The sequence below is a fragment of the Pseudomonas frederiksbergensis genome (assembly GCF_035751725.1).
Taxonomy (GTDB): domain Bacteria; phylum Pseudomonadota; class Gammaproteobacteria; order Pseudomonadales; family Pseudomonadaceae; genus Aquipseudomonas; species Aquipseudomonas frederiksbergensis_A.
Window position 1 is genome coordinate 2,630,849 of the sequence record NZ_CP142104.1, and the last position, 16,324, is coordinate 2,647,172.

Sequence of the window (16,324 nt, forward strand, 5' to 3'; positions counted from 1 at the left end):
ATCTCACGGCGGGGGAACGCCTTTTGATTGGTCACCTGCAACCCCAGTCGCGCGCGATGTTCGGGCGGTTGTACCATGGGCGCTGTCCGCATCGCGCAGTGGCCCTGGCAAGGCAGTCCACAAAGCGGGTGAAAGGCAGAACGAATCCCTTCAGGAAGCTGGCAAATGACACATTCGCAACGTTTGAAATACTCGATTCTGGTGGTTGTCGTGGTCTTGGCGATCATGCTCGGACTGTCTTGGATGCAAGGCAAGGGCATGATCAGCGAGCAGCTGTTTCAATACATCGCCATTGCCGTGGCGGTCATCGTCGTGGTGATCAACGGTGTGATGCGACGCAAGGTCAAGTCTTGAGCGCCGCTCACTCCTCGCTGTTGAGCAGGGCCACGGCCTGGTGGTGCAAGCTGTAGCTTTTATCCGGATTGAGCGTGACCACGCCTTCGCTGCACAGGCGCTTGAGCACTTCGCGCACGCTCAGGAAGGACAAGGGAATGTCCAGTCCCAGCAATTGGCTATGGACGCCGCGTACGCCCAGGCGACGGTTCTCATCGGCGGCCTTGAGCAAGGCGTCGATGACCTTCAGGCGAATCAGGCTCGTCCGCAGCCCATAACTCTTGAGCAGACGCTTGATCTGGTCGTTGCCCCCGCGTTCCGCGGCCCCCTGGAATGCACGGTCATTGGCTGTCATCGTGACACGGGCCGATCCTGGCTTGCCCTCCATGGGCGTTTGTGCGTTGTGCATGTAAAGACTCCTTACCAGCCTGACAGAAAAGATGACCACTGCTCTCCTGTATAGGACGAACGAAAGCGGAAAATCATGAGGGGTTGTGTGTGAAAAAAATGCCCGGCCGCCGTCAAGCCCCGGTATCAGCGGCTCGCTGGGCGATTAATTTTTTTTCATCCGGTTCGTTCTCAAGGTAGGCACATCCGCGGTGAAGGGCGCCGCTGGTGAATTTCCAGGCCGCGCCGGGCCTCCAAGGGCGTACCGGCGACTGTCCTGGTTTTCAGAAGCTATCGATCAGGAGTGAGTGTGAGAATGTCCGGGCAGTTATCGAGGTTTTGCCTCGCCGGTGCCTTGCTGGGGATGACCCTGGGCTTGAGTACCGTTGTCAGCGCACGAGGCGAGGCCGGGCAGGCCACTGCCGAAATTCGTCGCACCAGTTTTGGCGTGCCGCATATTCGCGCCCAGGATGAGCGGGGGTTGGGGTATGGCATTGGCTATGCGTACGCGCAGGACAACCTGTGCCTGCTGGCCAACGAGATCGTGACGGTCAACGGCCAACGCTCGCGCTTTTTCGGCCCGCAGCAGGTTACGGTCGAGCAGCGGGAGAACCGTGCCAGCGATCTTTTCTTTGCATGGCTCAATACGCCCCAGGCGGTCTCCGGTTTCTGGCAGGCGCAAACGCCGCAGGTCCAGCAACTGGTGGAAGGTTATGTGGCCGGTTACAACCGTGCGCTGGCCGAGCGCAAGGAAAAAGGCCTGCCCGAACAATGCGCGGGTGAGTGGGTTCGGCCGATCACCGCGCTGGATCTGGTCAAGCTGACTCGGCGCCTGCTGGTGGAAGGTGGCGTCGGCCAGTTCGCCGAGGCCTTGGCCGGCGCGCAACCGCCCCAGGCGACAGCGCATGCCAGTGGCTCGGCGTCCAGCTTCGCCATCGCGGCCGCCCGGCAGCAACGCTTTGCCCTGGAGCGCGGAAGCAATGCGCTGGCTATCGGCAGCGAGCGGTCTTTCAATGGGCGCGGCATGCTCCTGGCGAATCCGCATTTCCCCTGGCTGGGCGGCATGCGTTTCTATCAAATGCACCTGACGATTCCCGGCAAGCTGGACGTAATGGGCGCGGCGTTGCCGGGCTTGCCGATGATCAACATCGGGTTCAGCCAGCATCTGGCCTGGACCCATACCGTCGATACGTCCAAGCATTTCACGCTGTATCGGCTGCAACTGGACCCCAAGGACCCGACCCGCTATGTGGTCGACGGCAAGTCGGTTGCCATGACCCAACAAACGGTCACGGTGGACGTCAAGCAGGCGGATGGGCAGGTCCGGCCGGTATCCCGGGTGGTCTACGGTTCGCAGTTCGGGCCGATCGTGCAATGGCCGGGGAAATTGGACTGGGATAGCCGGTTCGCCTATAGCTTGCGCGATGCCAACCTGGAAAACGACCGGGTGCTGGCGCAGTGGTATGCAATGAACCGCGCCGTCACGCTCAAGGATCTGCAGGACGCCGTGCACCGCATCCAAGGGATTCCCTGGGTCAATACCTTGGCGGTGGATGACCAAGGGCAAAGCCTGTACATGAACGTGTCGGTGGTGCCCAATGTGGATGTCGGCAAGCTTGCCCGATGCAGCGATCCGAAGGCTGGCCAGCGAATGATCGTGCTGGATGGATCGCGCAGTGAGTGTGAATGGAACCTGGACGCCAAGGCGGTGCAAAAAGGTATCTATGCCGCGGATAAGCTCCCGCAGTTGTTGCGCCGCGATTATGTGCAGAACTCCAATGATTCGGCGTGGATGGTCAACCCGTCGCAGCCCTTGTCCGGTTATTCACCGGTGGTCAGCCAGCATGATTTGCCGCTGGGCCTGCGCGCGCGCTTTGCCTTGGATCGACTGGGCCAGCTTGCCAAGTCCGGGCCGGTGACCGTGACCGATTTGCAGAGCATGGTGATGGACGACCGGGTATATCTGGCGGACCAGGTCATGCCGGACCTGCTGGCCTTTTGTTCTGGTCAGTTGGGCCCCGATGCCTCGGACCTGGTCGAGATATGCAGCCGCCTCAAGCGCTGGGATCGCACCGCAAGCCTGGACAGTGGTGTAGGGTTCGTCCATTTCCAGCACATCATGCAGGCGCTGCAGACCGTGCCCGGTATCTGGCGCGTCGCGTTCGACCCGAAGGATCCTCAACATACCCCTCGCGGCCTGGCGATTGAGAATCCGCCTGTGGCCGAGGCGCTGCGCCAGGCGATGCGCGTTTCCATGGAAAAGGTGATGGCTGCCGGGTTACCGGCGAACAGCCAATGGCGGGACGTGCAGGTCGCGAGTAGCGGTGACCATCGGATACCCATCCATGGCGGCCCCGCCGAGTTGGGCATCTATAACGCAATCCAGAGCGTGCCAGGCAAGAACGGCCAGCGCGAAGTGGTCAGCGGCACCAGTTACCTGCAAGTGGTGACGTTTGACGGCAACGGACCCAAGGCACAAGGGCTCTTGGCGTTCTCTCTTTCCAGCGATCCCGCATCGCCTTATTCGGTGGATCAGACCCAGGCGTTTTCGAAGCGGCAGTGGAGCGTGCTGCCGTTCACCGAACAGCAAATCAAGGCGGATCCACATTACCAGGCGATGACGATTCGTGAGGGGCAGCAGGCGGGAAGGGTGGCGACGCAATAATTGCAGGCGTCAAAAAAGGCCACGTCCCGGGGGGGGTGTGGCCTTTTCAGTTTCTGGGCGCACGAGCGATGGCGTTCAATACAAGGTTGCCATCGCTGTTCTGCGTCAGATAGACCGGCAATACCTTAGGCAGCGAAGGCACCAGGTTCTTTACCTCGTTGAGGTTGTAGATACCGCCGATGCGCAGGGTGCCGGTGGTGTTGTCGGCCAGCATTACAGGACGCTCAAGGTAGCGATTGATCAGTGGCAGTGCCTCGGACAGGGCCAGGTTGTCCAACACCAACTTGCCGCTGCGCCATGCCAGTGAACTGTCATCGAACGCGACATCACGAACCTGCGGCTGGAAATCGCCAGGCTTGTAGCTCGCTTGCATGCCCGGTGACAGCTGCAAGCCACCCGCGTTGGAGGCCTGGTGACTGGTCACCCACACGGAGCCTTCCAGCAACGTGACTCGCACCTGATCCTGATACATCCAGACGTTGAAACGGGTCCCGGTGACGCGCACCTGGCCTTGGCCTGCCCGAACGACAAAGGGGTGACCGCTGTCGTGGCTGACGTCGAAGAATGCTTCGCCTTTTTTCAGCGTGACCCGGCGTTCGTTTTTGTAATTGGCGAATACCAGTTCGCTGCCCAGGTTGAGCTCTACCTGACTGCCGTCCTCCAAGGTGATGTGACGCACGCTCGTACCGGCCTCGAATCGCTGGTAGCCGTTGGCCAGCCATCCCATGTTCCAGCCGGTGAACGCGGCCAGGGGCAGGCCCAGCGCGAGCACCGTCGCCGCGACAGCCATCCGGCTCCAGCGGGACCGGGGGCGGTGGGCGGGTGCGGCAGGCATGGGCTCGACACGCGGCAAATGTTCGGCAGCGCCCCAGATTTCCAACATGGCTTCGTATTCAAACGCGTGCAAGGGGTCGGCGTCGTGCCATTGCTTGAAAGCGAGCCGCTCGGTATCCGTGCAGTCATCGGCATGCAGACGCATGCACCAATGCGCGGCCGCATCGGTGATGGTGTCGTATTCGGCTTCCGAGAGGGTACGTTCGGTCATTGGCTCTTCCTGATTTGCCACATTCTAACCTTTGGCAGCCATTGCCGAGAACAGCGATGATGGCATTTGCCCGGCAAAGGACCCGGTTTCCTCGACTGGAAAACGTTCGGAGCGTGTTGCCGTACCGTACCGTCGCATAACCGTCGTGAAAAAAAGATCAACGGGACGGTGGTGCTTCCAACTGCCGGCCCATTTCACAAATCAACAACGTAATGGAATCGGCGTTGCGGAGTATGACCTCGATGCGTTTGTCCGGCGAAATCGGATCCAGAAATGCATCCCGTGCTGCGTTCATGCTCGGTGCACCGGTTATCTTCAGGATTTCCCTGTAGGTCGCCTTCTCTACGGGTATGAATTCCAGGCTCTTGAAGGTGTTGTCCGCGCTGTCCCACTGGGTGAAGAGTTTTGCCTTGGGGGTCGTGAGCGACAGCCCATTGGATTGCAGTTTCTCAAGTCTGTCGTATTCCTGTTTTCCTAAATGCGTCACCGTTGAAATCATGTCCAGGAACGGAAACGCCGCGTTCAGGTAGATGATGTCGAGCGTATTGAAATGTTGATGGGACAGCTCATGGATGAATGTTGCTCCCTGGGCATGAGCATCGACATTGAATGAATCCGGCACGACGGTTTTAAACCAGCCCAAGCCTGGATCGAAGAAGAACTGCGTGAGATAGATCCTCCCACGTGCGTTAGGGTCGATTACAAAAGCGGTTGCCCTGTCTTCCATATATCTGAGATCGCCCACGGCGACACGGTCGGCATTCTTCAATATCCACGACGGGTCGGCCAGTTCCGTGCATATCGGTAAGATGGCCGCCTCGATCTTGGCGAGCAGTCGGCTGTCGACCTGGTTGACACCAAAAAAAAGTCTGAGGAATTTTTCCAGCCGAGACCCTGGTACGACGCTTTGTTTAAGTTGACCGAGATTATGCAACGCGTTGAACGAATAGAACCTGGCCGTCTCCAGCGCCTGGACGATGACATTGGCGCGGTGGGGATATTTTCGACGTATTTCAGCCATGCCCCGCGCTTCGATATTCAGCGACCCCCGGGCCTTGAGGTCGGTATAGGCAATGGCCAGTTTCGACCCTGACTTGCCAAAGCGAATGGTATGGCGCTTGGGATCAATTTCCCAAGCCTGACCCTCGGATGAGCGTCGCAGCAGGGGGCCTTGATTGACCCCGTGAATGATGCGCCACGTGTCCGCATACCTCGCAACCTCGTAGACTTTTCCGACCAGGGGGGCATAGAACCTGCTGCTTCCCAATGCTTGATAAATCCCATTGGGCAGCTTCTTCAGGTTCGAAAGACTGACGTCCATGGTTTCGAATATTTGCAAATCGGTACGGGGCGCGGAAGTGCTGGCGATATTCTTCCACGTGGGTGCTGGCGCGACGCCGGGGGTGGTCGGTTCAATGGGATCAAGCAGGCCGAATGTATCGTCGCGGTTCAGAAAGCCGAGCGACACCATTTCCGCGGCGCCAGCAATGAAGTTGTGCAGACCCGCTTTCCAGTCATGCTCCTGCAAGGCTTCGCTGGAGGCCTTGAAATCCTCGTAGCTTTCCCAAAGTGTTTCTACGAACGTCACTTTTGCCGGCAACTCTTTGCCGATGAACCGGGCTCCGGTGCTGAGCACATGTACAAGGGTCGTCCAGTCGAAATGACCTCCTGCCTGGGTTCGGCTGTCGAGCATATTCGCCAGTAACGTTGCGTTGTCCTCGTACAACGTATCGAACGCGTTGGTGTTGATAGGATTGGATGCCAGCCTCATTTCCGACAATTTTCCAAGCGTCGAAGCGAACAGGTTTCTGAAGGTGGCTTGCTGGTTATTCGGAAGTCGACGAATCAACAGGTCTTGAAGGGTGCCGGGTGTATTGAACGCGGCGACAATGCTTGCTTCATCCTTGAACTCCATTAATTGAGGGCCGTCATGGTAGGGCGCATACAGGACATGAGTGCTTGCGGAAGTACCGCTTGAACTGAAGAGGTATAGTCCCAATGCTTTGACCGCGGCGGCGGCGTCGGTTTTGATCAGTTCCAACGGGCGGATGATGGCCTTGGCATTTTTGACCAGTTGACGGGCAACGGCGTCTGGCATATCCAGCACTTGGCGCAGCAGGTCGAACGCAGGCGAGGAAAGATGCTGTTGCAGATACCGTGCATGGGCATATTGCAGCAGCTGCCAAGGCAATTGCTGACGAAAACGCCGTCTTCGCGTCTGGACAGCCTCGGTCGTTCCCGTCAGGGCCTGCGTCAGGTTTTGTTTGTAGAGGGTGGTGATGTCCAGTGACGACAACATTTGCCTGACAGCCGTCTCGTCCAAGCCGTGCGGCAGGGGCTGTGTGGACGTTGAGGAAACCTTGAAGCTTTTGCTGGTGATATCAACGTGACGCAAGACAAAGTCGGTCAGGGAAAGCGTCGGGCCAACGACTGCCAGCGTTGGCGTAATCTGAACGGTCTCCGGATTGACTTTGCTTTGGGCAAAACGCTTATCCAGCAAGGTCTGCAGTTTGTTGAGTACATGGGTCCGCAAAGGCTCGATCCCATCCAGATAGTCCGCGCCATTGCCCACGCTGTTTTTATATTGCTCAAGCAATTCAAGATGAAGGCGTTGTTCTTCAAGGGCGGCGGTGCCGAGCCAGGCGGGAAGTTTCTGTCGTAGTCTGTCGGACTGAGCGATTCTCGTGGCGTGACCAAGGTTGGTGGGTGCGCCTCTATCAAGTAACGCGACAAGACTCTGCATCAATGCCTTTTCAGTCGGTTGCCAACTGCCGGCGTTCAACGTTTTCAGATAACCATGCTCAGCCTCGTAGAGGTACACGAATGACTTCATACGGTTCAAGAGCACGTTCTCCTCGATCAATTCAAAGCCTTGGAGTTGATAACGGCCATGGGGCTTGCGTTGACCGGAAGGAAGATTGGCGAGAAAGCCAAATCGACTCCCGGAGTCGAGCAGGTATCTATTGACTTGCCGGGTGGCTACTTCAACGGATGGAAACATCCGCAGACCTTGGGCGGGCGTCCATAGAACAGCCAAGCCGGAATAGGGCGTGTCCAGTCCGCCGCGTTCTGTCAGGAGAAAACAGTTGGCAAGGGGCATTTGAATCGTCGTGGTTTCATCGCTGTATTCGAGCCTTAATGAGTAGACGTCTGGCTGAAAACCTCTGACGCCTGAGCGTTGTGACCGGTCCGGGTATTCCAAGTCATAGGTGAACACTGCCTTGATCAACTCATTGACGAGCAATGGCAGCGTCCCGTTGAGCTCCTTGAGCTCGGCCTCCGCACGTATGCCCAGCGAAAATATATTGGTCAGTTCCTTCAGCAGTTGTCTCGGTCTGTTCTGCAGCGATGCCTTACCCGGGATCGGCATTTGGGTTAATAACGTATCGAAGGTCTTCTCGATATCGGTGTAGCTCTTGCCTTTTCTTTCCAGCTGGTCAGCCTTCAAGTTTGATAGGCGAAGCAATCCATAGAAGGCGGGATGTGTCCCCCAATGCCCATCGGTGGGCTGATTCAATAGTTTTTTGCCAATGAAAGCGCGTATATCCAAGGCTTTATCGACGAGTGCATGGACGTCGACATCGCCCTGGCGTGACATTTCAAGGGCGAAATGTAGATTGTTTTTTTGTTTCTGGATGACTGCATCAGCCAGGCACTCGGGAACAGGGAAGTCCACCGCTTTCCCGGAGAGCTGCGGATCGTCAAAGCGCAGGAAACGATTGCGCTCGTCCAGATCAAGGAGGCTGTAGATCGCTTCCTTTCCCACGACTTGGCTGGATTTGTCCAGGATTGCATATTTGAAATCCCGGAATCCGTCGAGCTTTTGCAAACCGTGCTGGGGCGTGTACAGGTAGTGGCCTTTGCCGCTGATCATCAAGGAACCCGCCAGCTCGACGAAGCTTGGTTCATATTCCCAGAAACGAATCGTTTCAACGTACAGCGGCGTGTGGTGTTGGCTGGAGGGTCTGAGTACTCGAAAAAGTTCACGACTTTCCGAGGCAGTGAGCAGCTCTTTTTCTCTATTGATCACAATGCTGGCCTGTAGCCCGTCGTGAATGATTCGGGAAAGAAGTTCTCGTCGCGTCAGATATAAGGAAGTTGCCGTTTGTGCCCAGAATTCTTCGATGCAACCCGTGAGCGAAGGGACCAGCTTTGCGGCGGTACCGCGGATCAGGTCCTGCCATTGCTGCACTGAATAGGGTGAGTCGGGTGTACCGGGGAACGTAATGTAGCTGTAATGCCCGGCCGGCCAGCCCTGATTGTGAAAATAGATCAGGATCGCCTCTATAAGCGGGAGGCTCTCGGTTACGCCGATGTCCTCGGCACCTTGCGCACGTGTCCCTTTGCCCAGTGCGACGCGGGCTTGCCTGTAGTCGATGGTTGGATGCGTTTCCTTCAGAATGCGATCGAGCATGACCTTTAGGGAGGGCAATTGAATCAGCTCCTTCACCATGGTCAGGGCATTGAGATCCTGCGCAGATTCGATGGAGGCGTGTTGGGCCTGGAAAATATCGCCATCGATGATCTGCCTGGTTTGTGCAATGTCAGCGGTGCTTTTCAGTTCGCTGCGCTGGGAAATCGACAGGAAGCTGTACAGGTCGTTGTGTTCGTTGTCTTGCCACATCCGTTCGATTTCGACATCGAGAGAGGCCCGGTTGTCGAACTTCCTGATACCCCCCATCGGTGTATAAATAAACGCCGGCTGGGTGTCCGACTCGCTGTTTTCCACGCAAGCGCTGAGGGCGAAGCAGCCGGCCAGCGCAATGGGTGTTTTTTTACCGGCTTGCAACATAATCGTTTCGGCAAACATCGGTGGTGTTTTCGCGGCGCGTTGCGTGTGGGTGGGAAGGGCGGCGTGGCGCAACCAATCGAGATCCGGTTGTGTCAGTCCATGGGCGGCGGTCAGTTGATCCAGGCGTTCTGCGCCTAATACCTCCGAGAACAGCAGGGGGGCTGGTTGGGTGGTCATGGTCGTTTCTCATTGAGAGCGCCGCTTGAGGGCGCGAACTTCGAAAAACGGCAGGTTAAGGCGCGGAGGGGCAGCAAGGGTGGTACATAGTTACCGCACCCTCAGGGCTTCCCTGGTTGCCAGGAACGACCCGCGCAACGCTGGCGACAATTGACAGAGCGCGTCTCAAACGGTGTTTAATCTCCCTGTGGGTCCCTTACGCTGTTGCTACCTCCAAAATAATCATCCTGGAGCTTCAGATGTCCGCGCTATCCGATCACGCCGCTTCCTGCACCCTGTCCTTCAACGCCCTGACAAATTTGCTGGAACAGGTTTTCCTGCGCCACGGTACGTCACCCGATGTCGCCCGGACCCTGGCTGAAAACTGTGCCTGTGCCGAGCGTGATGGGGCCCACAGCCATGGGGTGTTCCGTATACCCGGCTATGTCTCGACGCTGAACAGCGGTTGGGTGGATGGCCGAGCGGTGCCAGTGGTCGAAGACGTCGCCTCCGGCTTCGTCCGGGTGGACGCCTGCAACGGTTTTGCCCAACCCGCCCTGGCGGCTGCCCGGCCGTTGTTGGTGCAAAAGGCTCGCAGCGCCGGGATTGCGGTGCTGGCGATACGCAACTCCCATCACTTCGCGGCGCTTTGGCCGGATGTCGAGCCGTTTGCCTATGAGGGGCTCGTAGCGCTGAGCGTGGTCAACAGCATGACGTGCGTGGTGCCCCATGGCGCGGACCGTCCGCTGTTCGGTACCAATCCCATCGCGTTCGCCGCGCCGCGGGCCGGAGGCGAGCCAATCGTTTTCGACCTGGCCACCAGCGCCATTGCCCATGGTGATGTGCAGATTGCCGCGCGCAAAGGCGAGCGCTTGCCACCCGGCATGGGCGTGGACAGCCTCGGCCAGCCGACCTGTGATCCGAAGGCGATCCTGGAAGGAGGCGCGCTTTTGCCGTTTGGCGGGCACAAGGGCTCTGCGCTGTCGATGATGGTCGAGTTGCTGGCGGCGGCGTTGACCGGCGGGAATTTTTCCTTCGAGTTCGATTGGCACGATCACCCAGGCGCCAAGACGCCCTGGACTGGGCAATTGCTGATTGTGATCGACCCGAGTAAAGCTGCCGGGCAAGGATTTGCCGAGCGCAGCGAGGAACTGGTCAGGCAGATGCATGGGGTGGGATTGCGCCGGTTGCCGGGTGACCGTCGACACCGTGAGCGCAGCAAGTCCAATGAGCAGGGGATTACGCTGGACGAGCAGACCCTGGCGCAGTTGCGCGAACTGGCTGGGCTGTAGGTCGAAAACGCCTGTATGCGTGGCGAGGGAGCACGCTCCCTCGCCACGGACCGGCGCTTAGCGTCGCCCGAGCAACAACCCCACCACCAACCCGAAACCGGCGGAAATGGCCACGGTCTGCCAGGGATGCCCGCCGATGTAAACTTCCGTGGCATCCACCATTGGCCGTGTGCGTTCCCGAGCGCTGGCAACCGCATCCAACGCCTGTTGCAGTTTCTGGGCGATCTGGCCGCGAAGATTTTCAGCGTCCTCGCCCACCAGGGACGCGCTGCTCTTGAGCAATTTTTCCGATTCTTCGATCAACGCTTTCAGTTCGCTGAAGGCTTGATCCTTGATTTGCTCTCCGTTCGGTTGCGTGGCGCTTTTACGGGCCATTGAAATGCTCCTTGAGTATGGATGGCAGTGAACAGTGGAGTGTCACGCCTCGGTAAAAGTTGCAGCGCCAAGGGTGCGTCCATAAAGCGCAGCCCAATTCAGTCTTAAGCCGTTTCCCCGCACGGTGTAAGATGGCGCCTATTTACGCAACAGGAAATTCCCGATGAGTTTCAATCTGGCTGACAGGCCCCTGGCCGAGCGCGCCGCGCTGGAAGATGAGAAATCCCGGCTCTTCGAACTGTGGCAAAACAACCTGGGCAAGGCCAAGGGCGACGCCGCCCGGTTGTTCGGCGAGCGTTCCAAGCGCAAGGGCAAGTGGGCCGAATGGGTTCGCGCCGAACTGGATGGGATGTCGCCTCCGGAGTACGCGAACATGGTGCGCAGCGAGGTCAATCGCCTGATGGCGGCCAATAAATAAAACGCTCAAGCGAACGTGACGACGATCGCTTCGCGTACTTTGCTTGCCGCCGGCTCCATTGGCGTGTGGGTTCGCCATCCCAGTTCGATGGGGTAGCGGGGCAAGGCGAGCGGGCAGGGCAGCAATGCCAGGCCGCCGAGTGCCGCAATGGCCTTGGCCGCATGGCCTGGGATAGTCGCTACAGCCTGGCTGCCCTTGAGCAGGAACGGAAGCGCCGCGAAGTGAGTGGTCGAGGCGCACACTCGCCGACGCAGACCCAGCCCGGCCAGCCCCTCGTCGGTGATGCCGATGAAGCCGCCGGACGACACCAACAGGTGTTCCCGGGCCACGAAGGCTTCCAGGCTCAGGCTCTGCTCACCTTCCTGGAGGCTGGCCCGGTCCACCAGGCAGGCATAGCCGCCTTCACCCAGCACCTGGCGGCTCAGCAGCCGTTCGGTGAATCCGCCGGCGGTGATCGCCAGGTCCAGGCTGCGTTCCATCAAGGCGCGGCCGACGATCTGGCTATGGGTCTGGCGGAAAATCAAGCGCAAGCCCGGCGCTCGCCGTGCCACTTCCTCGATCAGGCGCCGCCCATAGCCGATCTCGAAATCATCGGATAACCCCACGATCACCGAACGGCCCTCATAGTGGCTCGCGCCCGGATCGACCATCGCCAGGCTTTGCCGGCATCTGTCCAGTGCTTCACTGATCACCGGTTTCAGCTGATTGGCCCGTAGCGTCGGAGCCAGGCCGCGCCCGGTGCGCACGAACAACTGATCGCCATATAGCCCTCGCAGCCTGCGCAGCGCTGCGCTGATGGCGGACTGAGTCACGCCCAGGCGCAATGCGGCGCGGCTGGCGCTGGATTCGTCATGCAGGGCTTCGAAGGTTTTCAGCAGGTTCAGATCGATGTCAGTGATATTCATTTGGTTCATATCTTTTAGCAGCGTACTGGGCTTTATTCATGATCGGTCGGCGCCGGAGAATCAGCAACACCTCAAATCACGGAGTTCCAGACCATGCCCAAATCCATTGTCGCCGCCTTGCAGATCGGCTCGCTTGCGGGTGGCAAAGCCGACACCCTCGCGCAGATCCTGTCTTATGAACAAGACATTCGCGAGGCGGGTGCTCGTTTGGTGGTGATGCCCGAAGCGCTGCTGGGGGGTTATCCCAAGGGCGAAGGCTTTGGCACCCAGTTAGGTTATCGGTTACCGGAAGGACGCGAGGCGTTCGCGCGCTACTTCGCCAACGCCATCGACGTGCCAGGCGTGGAGACGGAGGCGTTGGCGGGTCTGTCGGCGCGCACCGGGGCCAGCCTGGTGCTGGGCGTGATCGAGCGTGCCGGCAACACCTTATATTGCACGGCGCTGTACTTCGAGCCGGACGCCGGCTTGGTTGCCAAGCACCGCAAGCTGATGCCCACCGGTACCGAGCGACTGATCTGGGGCAAGGGCGACGGTTCGACCCTGCCGGTGATCGACAGTCAGGTCGGTCGCGTGGGCGCGGCGGTGTGCTGGGAAAACATGATGCCGTTGCTGCGCACAGCCATGTACGCCAAAGGTGTGGACGTCTGGTGTGCGCCAACGGTGGATGAGCGGGAGATGTGGCAGGTGACCATGCGACATATCGCTCATGAAGGGCGGTGCTTCGTGGTCAGTGCCTGCCAGGTCCAGGCATCGCCACAGGCGTTGGGTATCGACGTGGCGAACTGGCCGGCGCAGCGACCGTTGATCTCAGGCGGCAGCGTAATCGTCGGGCCCATGGGCGACGTGCTGGCAGGGCCGTTGAAGGACACCGTCGGGTTGCTGACCGCCGAGATCGATACCGACGAGCTGGTGCGGGCGCGCTATGACTATGACGTAGTCGGCCACTACGCCAGGCCGGATGTCTTCGAGCTGATGGTGGATGAACGGGCCAAGCCGGGCGTGCGCTTCACCGCATGAGTTACCAGGTGGATGATGCCCCCGGCAGATCCAGGGTCCCTCGATCGACGAAGCGCATCGTGCCGAATAAACCGCCGGCGAGCTTGCCCTTGAGTACATAGGGCAGGTTGTCCAGGCGCTGGGTCTGGCTCAGGCCCAGTGTCTGGCGCAACACCGAGAATGCCGAGATGCTCACCGGCACGCTCAACACGCCTTCGGAGAAACGCGGGATCGAACCGCTCTGGTCGCTGACGCCCGTCGCCAGGGTGTGGCCATTGACTTCCAGATCCAGCGCCACGCCGTTGTAGTCGATGGTGGTTTCGTTGGGGTTCTGCAAGCGCAGTTTCACGGCAAAGCGCAGTTCCATGCCCTGGCTGGGCAACGGCTCGATGCCGACCACGTTGATGTTCAGCGGGTCACGCTGCGGAAAGAGGGCGCAGGCGCTCAGGCTGAGCAGCATCAGGATGAAGGGCACGCGGAGGATTCTGCGCATGGATAGGTTCTCCCGTTGGGGCTACTGAGCAGGACAATAACATTCCTGCTGACAGTTTCTGACATCAGCCTCTGCTAATCTGCTGCGAATTTCCCCTGGGTCTTTTTCATCGTGTCGCGAACCTCTCGGCTGCTCACTTTGCTGCAAGTCCTGCGGGGCAAGCGATGCCCGGTCACGGCCTCGACATTGGCTGCCGAGTTGCAGGTCTCCGAGCGCACGCTTTATCGTGACATCGCGGAACTTACGGCGCTCGGGGCGCCGATCCAGGGCGAGGCGGGCATTGGCTATGTGTTGCGCAGCGGCTTGTTCCTGCCACCCTTGATGTTCACCGCCGACGAAATCGAAGCGATTGTGCTGGGCTTGCGCTACGTCGATCAGCGCGGCGATGAGGTGCTGGGCAAGGCCGCCGCCGACGCCTTGGCCAAGGTCGAGGCGGTGCTGGCGCCCGGTTTGCGCGACGCGCTGCACAACCCCACGGTGCTGCCCGGTCCGGCGGGCTATGGCTATCCACAGAATATCGTCGACCTGAACGTCTATCGCCAGGCCATTCGCACCCAGGCCAAGCTGCATATCGACTATGCCGACGTGAACAAGACCCCGAGCCAGCGCCTGATCTGGCCGCTGGCCCTGGGCTTTTTCAATGAGGCTCGGGTGGTGGTGGCCTGGTGCGAGTTGCGTGGCGCCTATCGAACGTTCCGCACGGATCGGATTGCCTCGGCCGCTGTCCAGGGTGAGCGCTATCCTGGCAGGCGCAGCGATTTGCTGCGCGCCTGGTTTGCGCTGATGAACCTCGACGAAGCCGGGCGTTTCACTCCTGACAAAAACTGACACAACGCTGTTTTAGCATGGCTTCGGATCGATACAACAAGGAGCCCTGACATGTCCAATCCCGTTTCTTCCCTGGCGCCGGCCATTGCCGGCTACATTGCCGCTGCCAACGCCCGCGACAGCTCGGCGGTGACGCGTTTCTTTGCCGAAGATGCCAATGTGTTCGATGAAGGCAATCACCGGGTCGGCACCCAGGCCATTGCCCAATGGATGGAAGACACCGCGCAGCGTTACCAGCCCCGGGTGCAAGTGCTCAACGTGCAGCAGCGCACCGGAAAGGTGTTGGTGCATAACCTGATCTCGGGCACCTTCCCCGGCAGCCCGCTGGAGTTGCGCTACACCTTCCGGCTCGATGAACAGGGGAAGATCAGTCGCTTGGATATTTCCGCCTAGAGGGCGTGGGATCAACGAGGCGAGGTGGAAATCCGATCGCGGTGAAACGCATCCGATTGCGCTGCATGGCATACTCCCCACCTTCGCCTTCCGGACCCGGGCCGTATGACTTTCAAATCCCCCTTGAGCGCTTGGCAGCATGCCATCGAGCACCATGGTTTTGTCCAGGACGAAGCCCAGGAACTGGCAATCATGGCGCTGGAGCAATGTCACAAGGCATTGCAGGAGGGTCGAAAGTCGATCAAGGGCGTCTATCTCTGGGGCCCGGTTGGGCGCGGCAAGACCTGGCTCATGGATCGCTTCTACGAAAGCCTCGAGGTTCCGGCTCGTCGCCAACACTTCCACCACTTCATGGCCTGGGTGCACCAGCGCTCGTTCCAGCTCACCGGTACACCGGACCCGTTGCAGGCGCTGGCCCGGGAATTGAGTCGAGAAGTGCGGGTGCTGTGTTTCGACGAGCTGTTCGTCACTGACATTGGCGATGCGATCATCCTTGGCCGCCTCTTCCAAGTGATGTTCGAGTTGGGCATGGTCGTGGTCAGCACCTCCAACCTGCCGCCGGATGAGCTCTATGCCAACGGCCATAACCGAGACCGATTCGTGCCGACCATCACGGCCATCAAGCAGTACATGCAGGTTGTACCCGTCAATGGCTGGCAGGATCACCGACAGCACCCGGGAGCGGTGCAGCAGCGTTATTGGGTGCGCGCCCCGGCCGAGCCGGATCCATTGGCGCAAGTATTCGCGCGATTGAGTACCGGGCAGACGCCCAGCAGTCAACCGATCGAAGTCGGCCATCGTCAGGTCATTCCGCTCAAGGCTTGCGACAAGGTGCTCTGGAGTCGTTACCCGGACCTTTGCGAGCAACCGTTCTCGGCCGTGGATTTCATGGTGTTGTGTGACCGTTTCAACGCCATCCTCCTCAGCGATGTCCCATGCCTGAGCGCCGAGCAACGGGAAGGGCGGATTGCCCGCGGCACCGAGGACGGGGTCGAGCGGGTCGAGGCCGGCGACCGAGAGTTGCCGCAGCTGTCGATACACGACGACGGCGTTCGCCGGTTCATTGCGCTGGTCGATGAATGTTATGACCGCAAGGTGCCGCTGTATCTTTCAGCCCAAGTGCCAATGGACCAGTTGTACACGGAGGGCTATCTGCAGTTCCCGTTTCGCCGTACGCTCAGTCGACTCCAGGAAATGCAAATGCAACGTTTCGGCCAGCTTGCCTGACCGGACCCTGCCGGTGGCC

The 16,324-nt window shown here is 59.4% G+C and carries 14 protein-coding genes; 8 read left to right on the forward strand and 6 right to left on the reverse strand.

The features are described 5' to 3' along the window. Positions 1–165: 165 nt before the first annotated feature. Positions 166–354, forward strand: coding sequence for a hypothetical protein (locus tag VQ575_RS11825; protein WP_030142732.1), 189 nt, complete (start codon positions 166–168; stop codon positions 352–354). A gap of 7 nt (positions 355–361) precedes the next feature. Here the strand turns inward: VQ575_RS11825 and VQ575_RS11830 are convergent, their stop codons facing one another. After that, complete coding sequence (locus VQ575_RS11830; RefSeq protein ID WP_230633452.1) at positions 362–688, reverse strand: fe2+ zn2+ uptake regulation protein; 327 nt, start codon at positions 686–688, stop codon at positions 362–364. A gap of 348 nt (positions 689–1,036) precedes the next feature. Between VQ575_RS11830 and pvdQ the strand changes: the two genes are divergently transcribed. Then, positions 1,037–3,385 (forward strand): bifunctional acylase PvdQ, encoded by a 2,349-nt coding sequence (gene pvdQ / locus VQ575_RS11835; protein ID WP_325919730.1) that lies wholly within the window; start codon positions 1,037–1,039, stop codon positions 3,383–3,385. Positions 3,386–3,431: 46 nt separating this feature from the next. Here pvdQ and VQ575_RS11840 read toward each other — a convergent pair whose 3' ends face one another. Beyond that, on the reverse strand, positions 3,432–4,430 hold the full coding sequence (locus VQ575_RS11840) for a FecR family protein (protein WP_198723152.1): 999 nt from the start codon (positions 4,428–4,430) through the stop codon (positions 3,432–3,434). Positions 4,431–4,587: 157 nt separating this feature from the next. Further along, a complete protein-coding gene (locus VQ575_RS11845; RefSeq protein ID WP_325919732.1) occupies positions 4,588–9,399 on the reverse strand; it encodes a dermonecrotic toxin domain-containing protein in 4,812 nt (1,603 codons plus the stop codon). 239 nt (positions 9,400–9,638) lie between these two features. Between VQ575_RS11845 and VQ575_RS11850 the strand changes: the two genes are divergently transcribed. Then, on the forward strand, positions 9,639–10,670 hold the full coding sequence (locus VQ575_RS11850; RefSeq protein WP_325919733.1) for an Ldh family oxidoreductase: 1,032 nt from the start codon (positions 9,639–9,641) through the stop codon (positions 10,668–10,670). Between the two features lie 57 nt (positions 10,671–10,727). Here the strand turns inward: VQ575_RS11850 and VQ575_RS11855 are convergent, their stop codons facing one another. Continuing rightward, complete coding sequence (locus VQ575_RS11855) at positions 10,728–11,045, reverse strand: ElaB/YgaM/YqjD family protein (protein ID WP_039591002.1); 318 nt, start codon at positions 11,043–11,045, stop codon at positions 10,728–10,730. Between the two features lie 163 nt (positions 11,046–11,208). On the opposite strand from VQ575_RS11855, the gene VQ575_RS11860 reads away from it, so the two are divergent. After that, a complete protein-coding gene (locus tag VQ575_RS11860) occupies positions 11,209–11,463 on the forward strand; it encodes a hypothetical protein (RefSeq protein ID WP_039591001.1) in 255 nt (84 codons plus the stop codon). A 5-nt stretch (positions 11,464–11,468) separates the two neighbouring features. Here VQ575_RS11860 and VQ575_RS11865 read toward each other — a convergent pair whose 3' ends face one another. Next, a complete protein-coding gene (locus tag VQ575_RS11865) occupies positions 11,469–12,377 on the reverse strand; it encodes a LysR substrate-binding domain-containing protein (protein WP_325919734.1) in 909 nt (302 codons plus the stop codon). 84 nt (positions 12,378–12,461) lie between these two features. Here VQ575_RS11865 and VQ575_RS11870 point away from each other — a divergent pair, with 84 nt between their 5' ends. Further along, on the forward strand, positions 12,462–13,385 hold the full coding sequence (locus VQ575_RS11870; RefSeq protein WP_039590997.1) for a carbon-nitrogen hydrolase family protein: 924 nt from the start codon (positions 12,462–12,464) through the stop codon (positions 13,383–13,385). Between the two features lies 1 nt (position 13,386). Here VQ575_RS11870 and VQ575_RS11875 read toward each other — a convergent pair whose 3' ends face one another. Continuing rightward, positions 13,387–13,857, reverse strand: coding sequence for an LEA/WHy family protein (locus VQ575_RS11875; protein WP_039590996.1), 471 nt, complete (start codon positions 13,855–13,857; stop codon positions 13,387–13,389). 111 nt (positions 13,858–13,968) lie between these two features. Here VQ575_RS11875 and VQ575_RS11880 point away from each other — a divergent pair, with 111 nt between their 5' ends. The 3 genes from VQ575_RS11880 to zapE all read left to right on the forward strand — a co-directional run bounded on the left by VQ575_RS11880 (position 13,969) and on the right by zapE (position 16,305). After that, entirely contained in the window at positions 13,969–14,685 is a 717-nt protein-coding gene (locus tag VQ575_RS11880) for a helix-turn-helix transcriptional regulator (protein ID WP_039590994.1), read from the forward strand. A 51-nt stretch (positions 14,686–14,736) separates the two neighbouring features. Next, positions 14,737–15,078, forward strand: coding sequence for a nuclear transport factor 2 family protein (locus VQ575_RS11885; RefSeq protein ID WP_039590991.1), 342 nt, complete (start codon positions 14,737–14,739; stop codon positions 15,076–15,078). A gap of 105 nt (positions 15,079–15,183) precedes the next feature. Then, positions 15,184–16,305 carry a cell division protein ZapE gene (gene zapE / locus VQ575_RS11890; RefSeq protein ID WP_325919735.1) on the forward strand — a complete coding sequence of 374 codons (1,122 nt, stop codon included), beginning with the start codon at positions 15,184–15,186 and terminating at the stop codon, positions 16,303–16,305. The last annotated feature ends 19 nt before the right edge of the window (positions 16,306–16,324 follow it).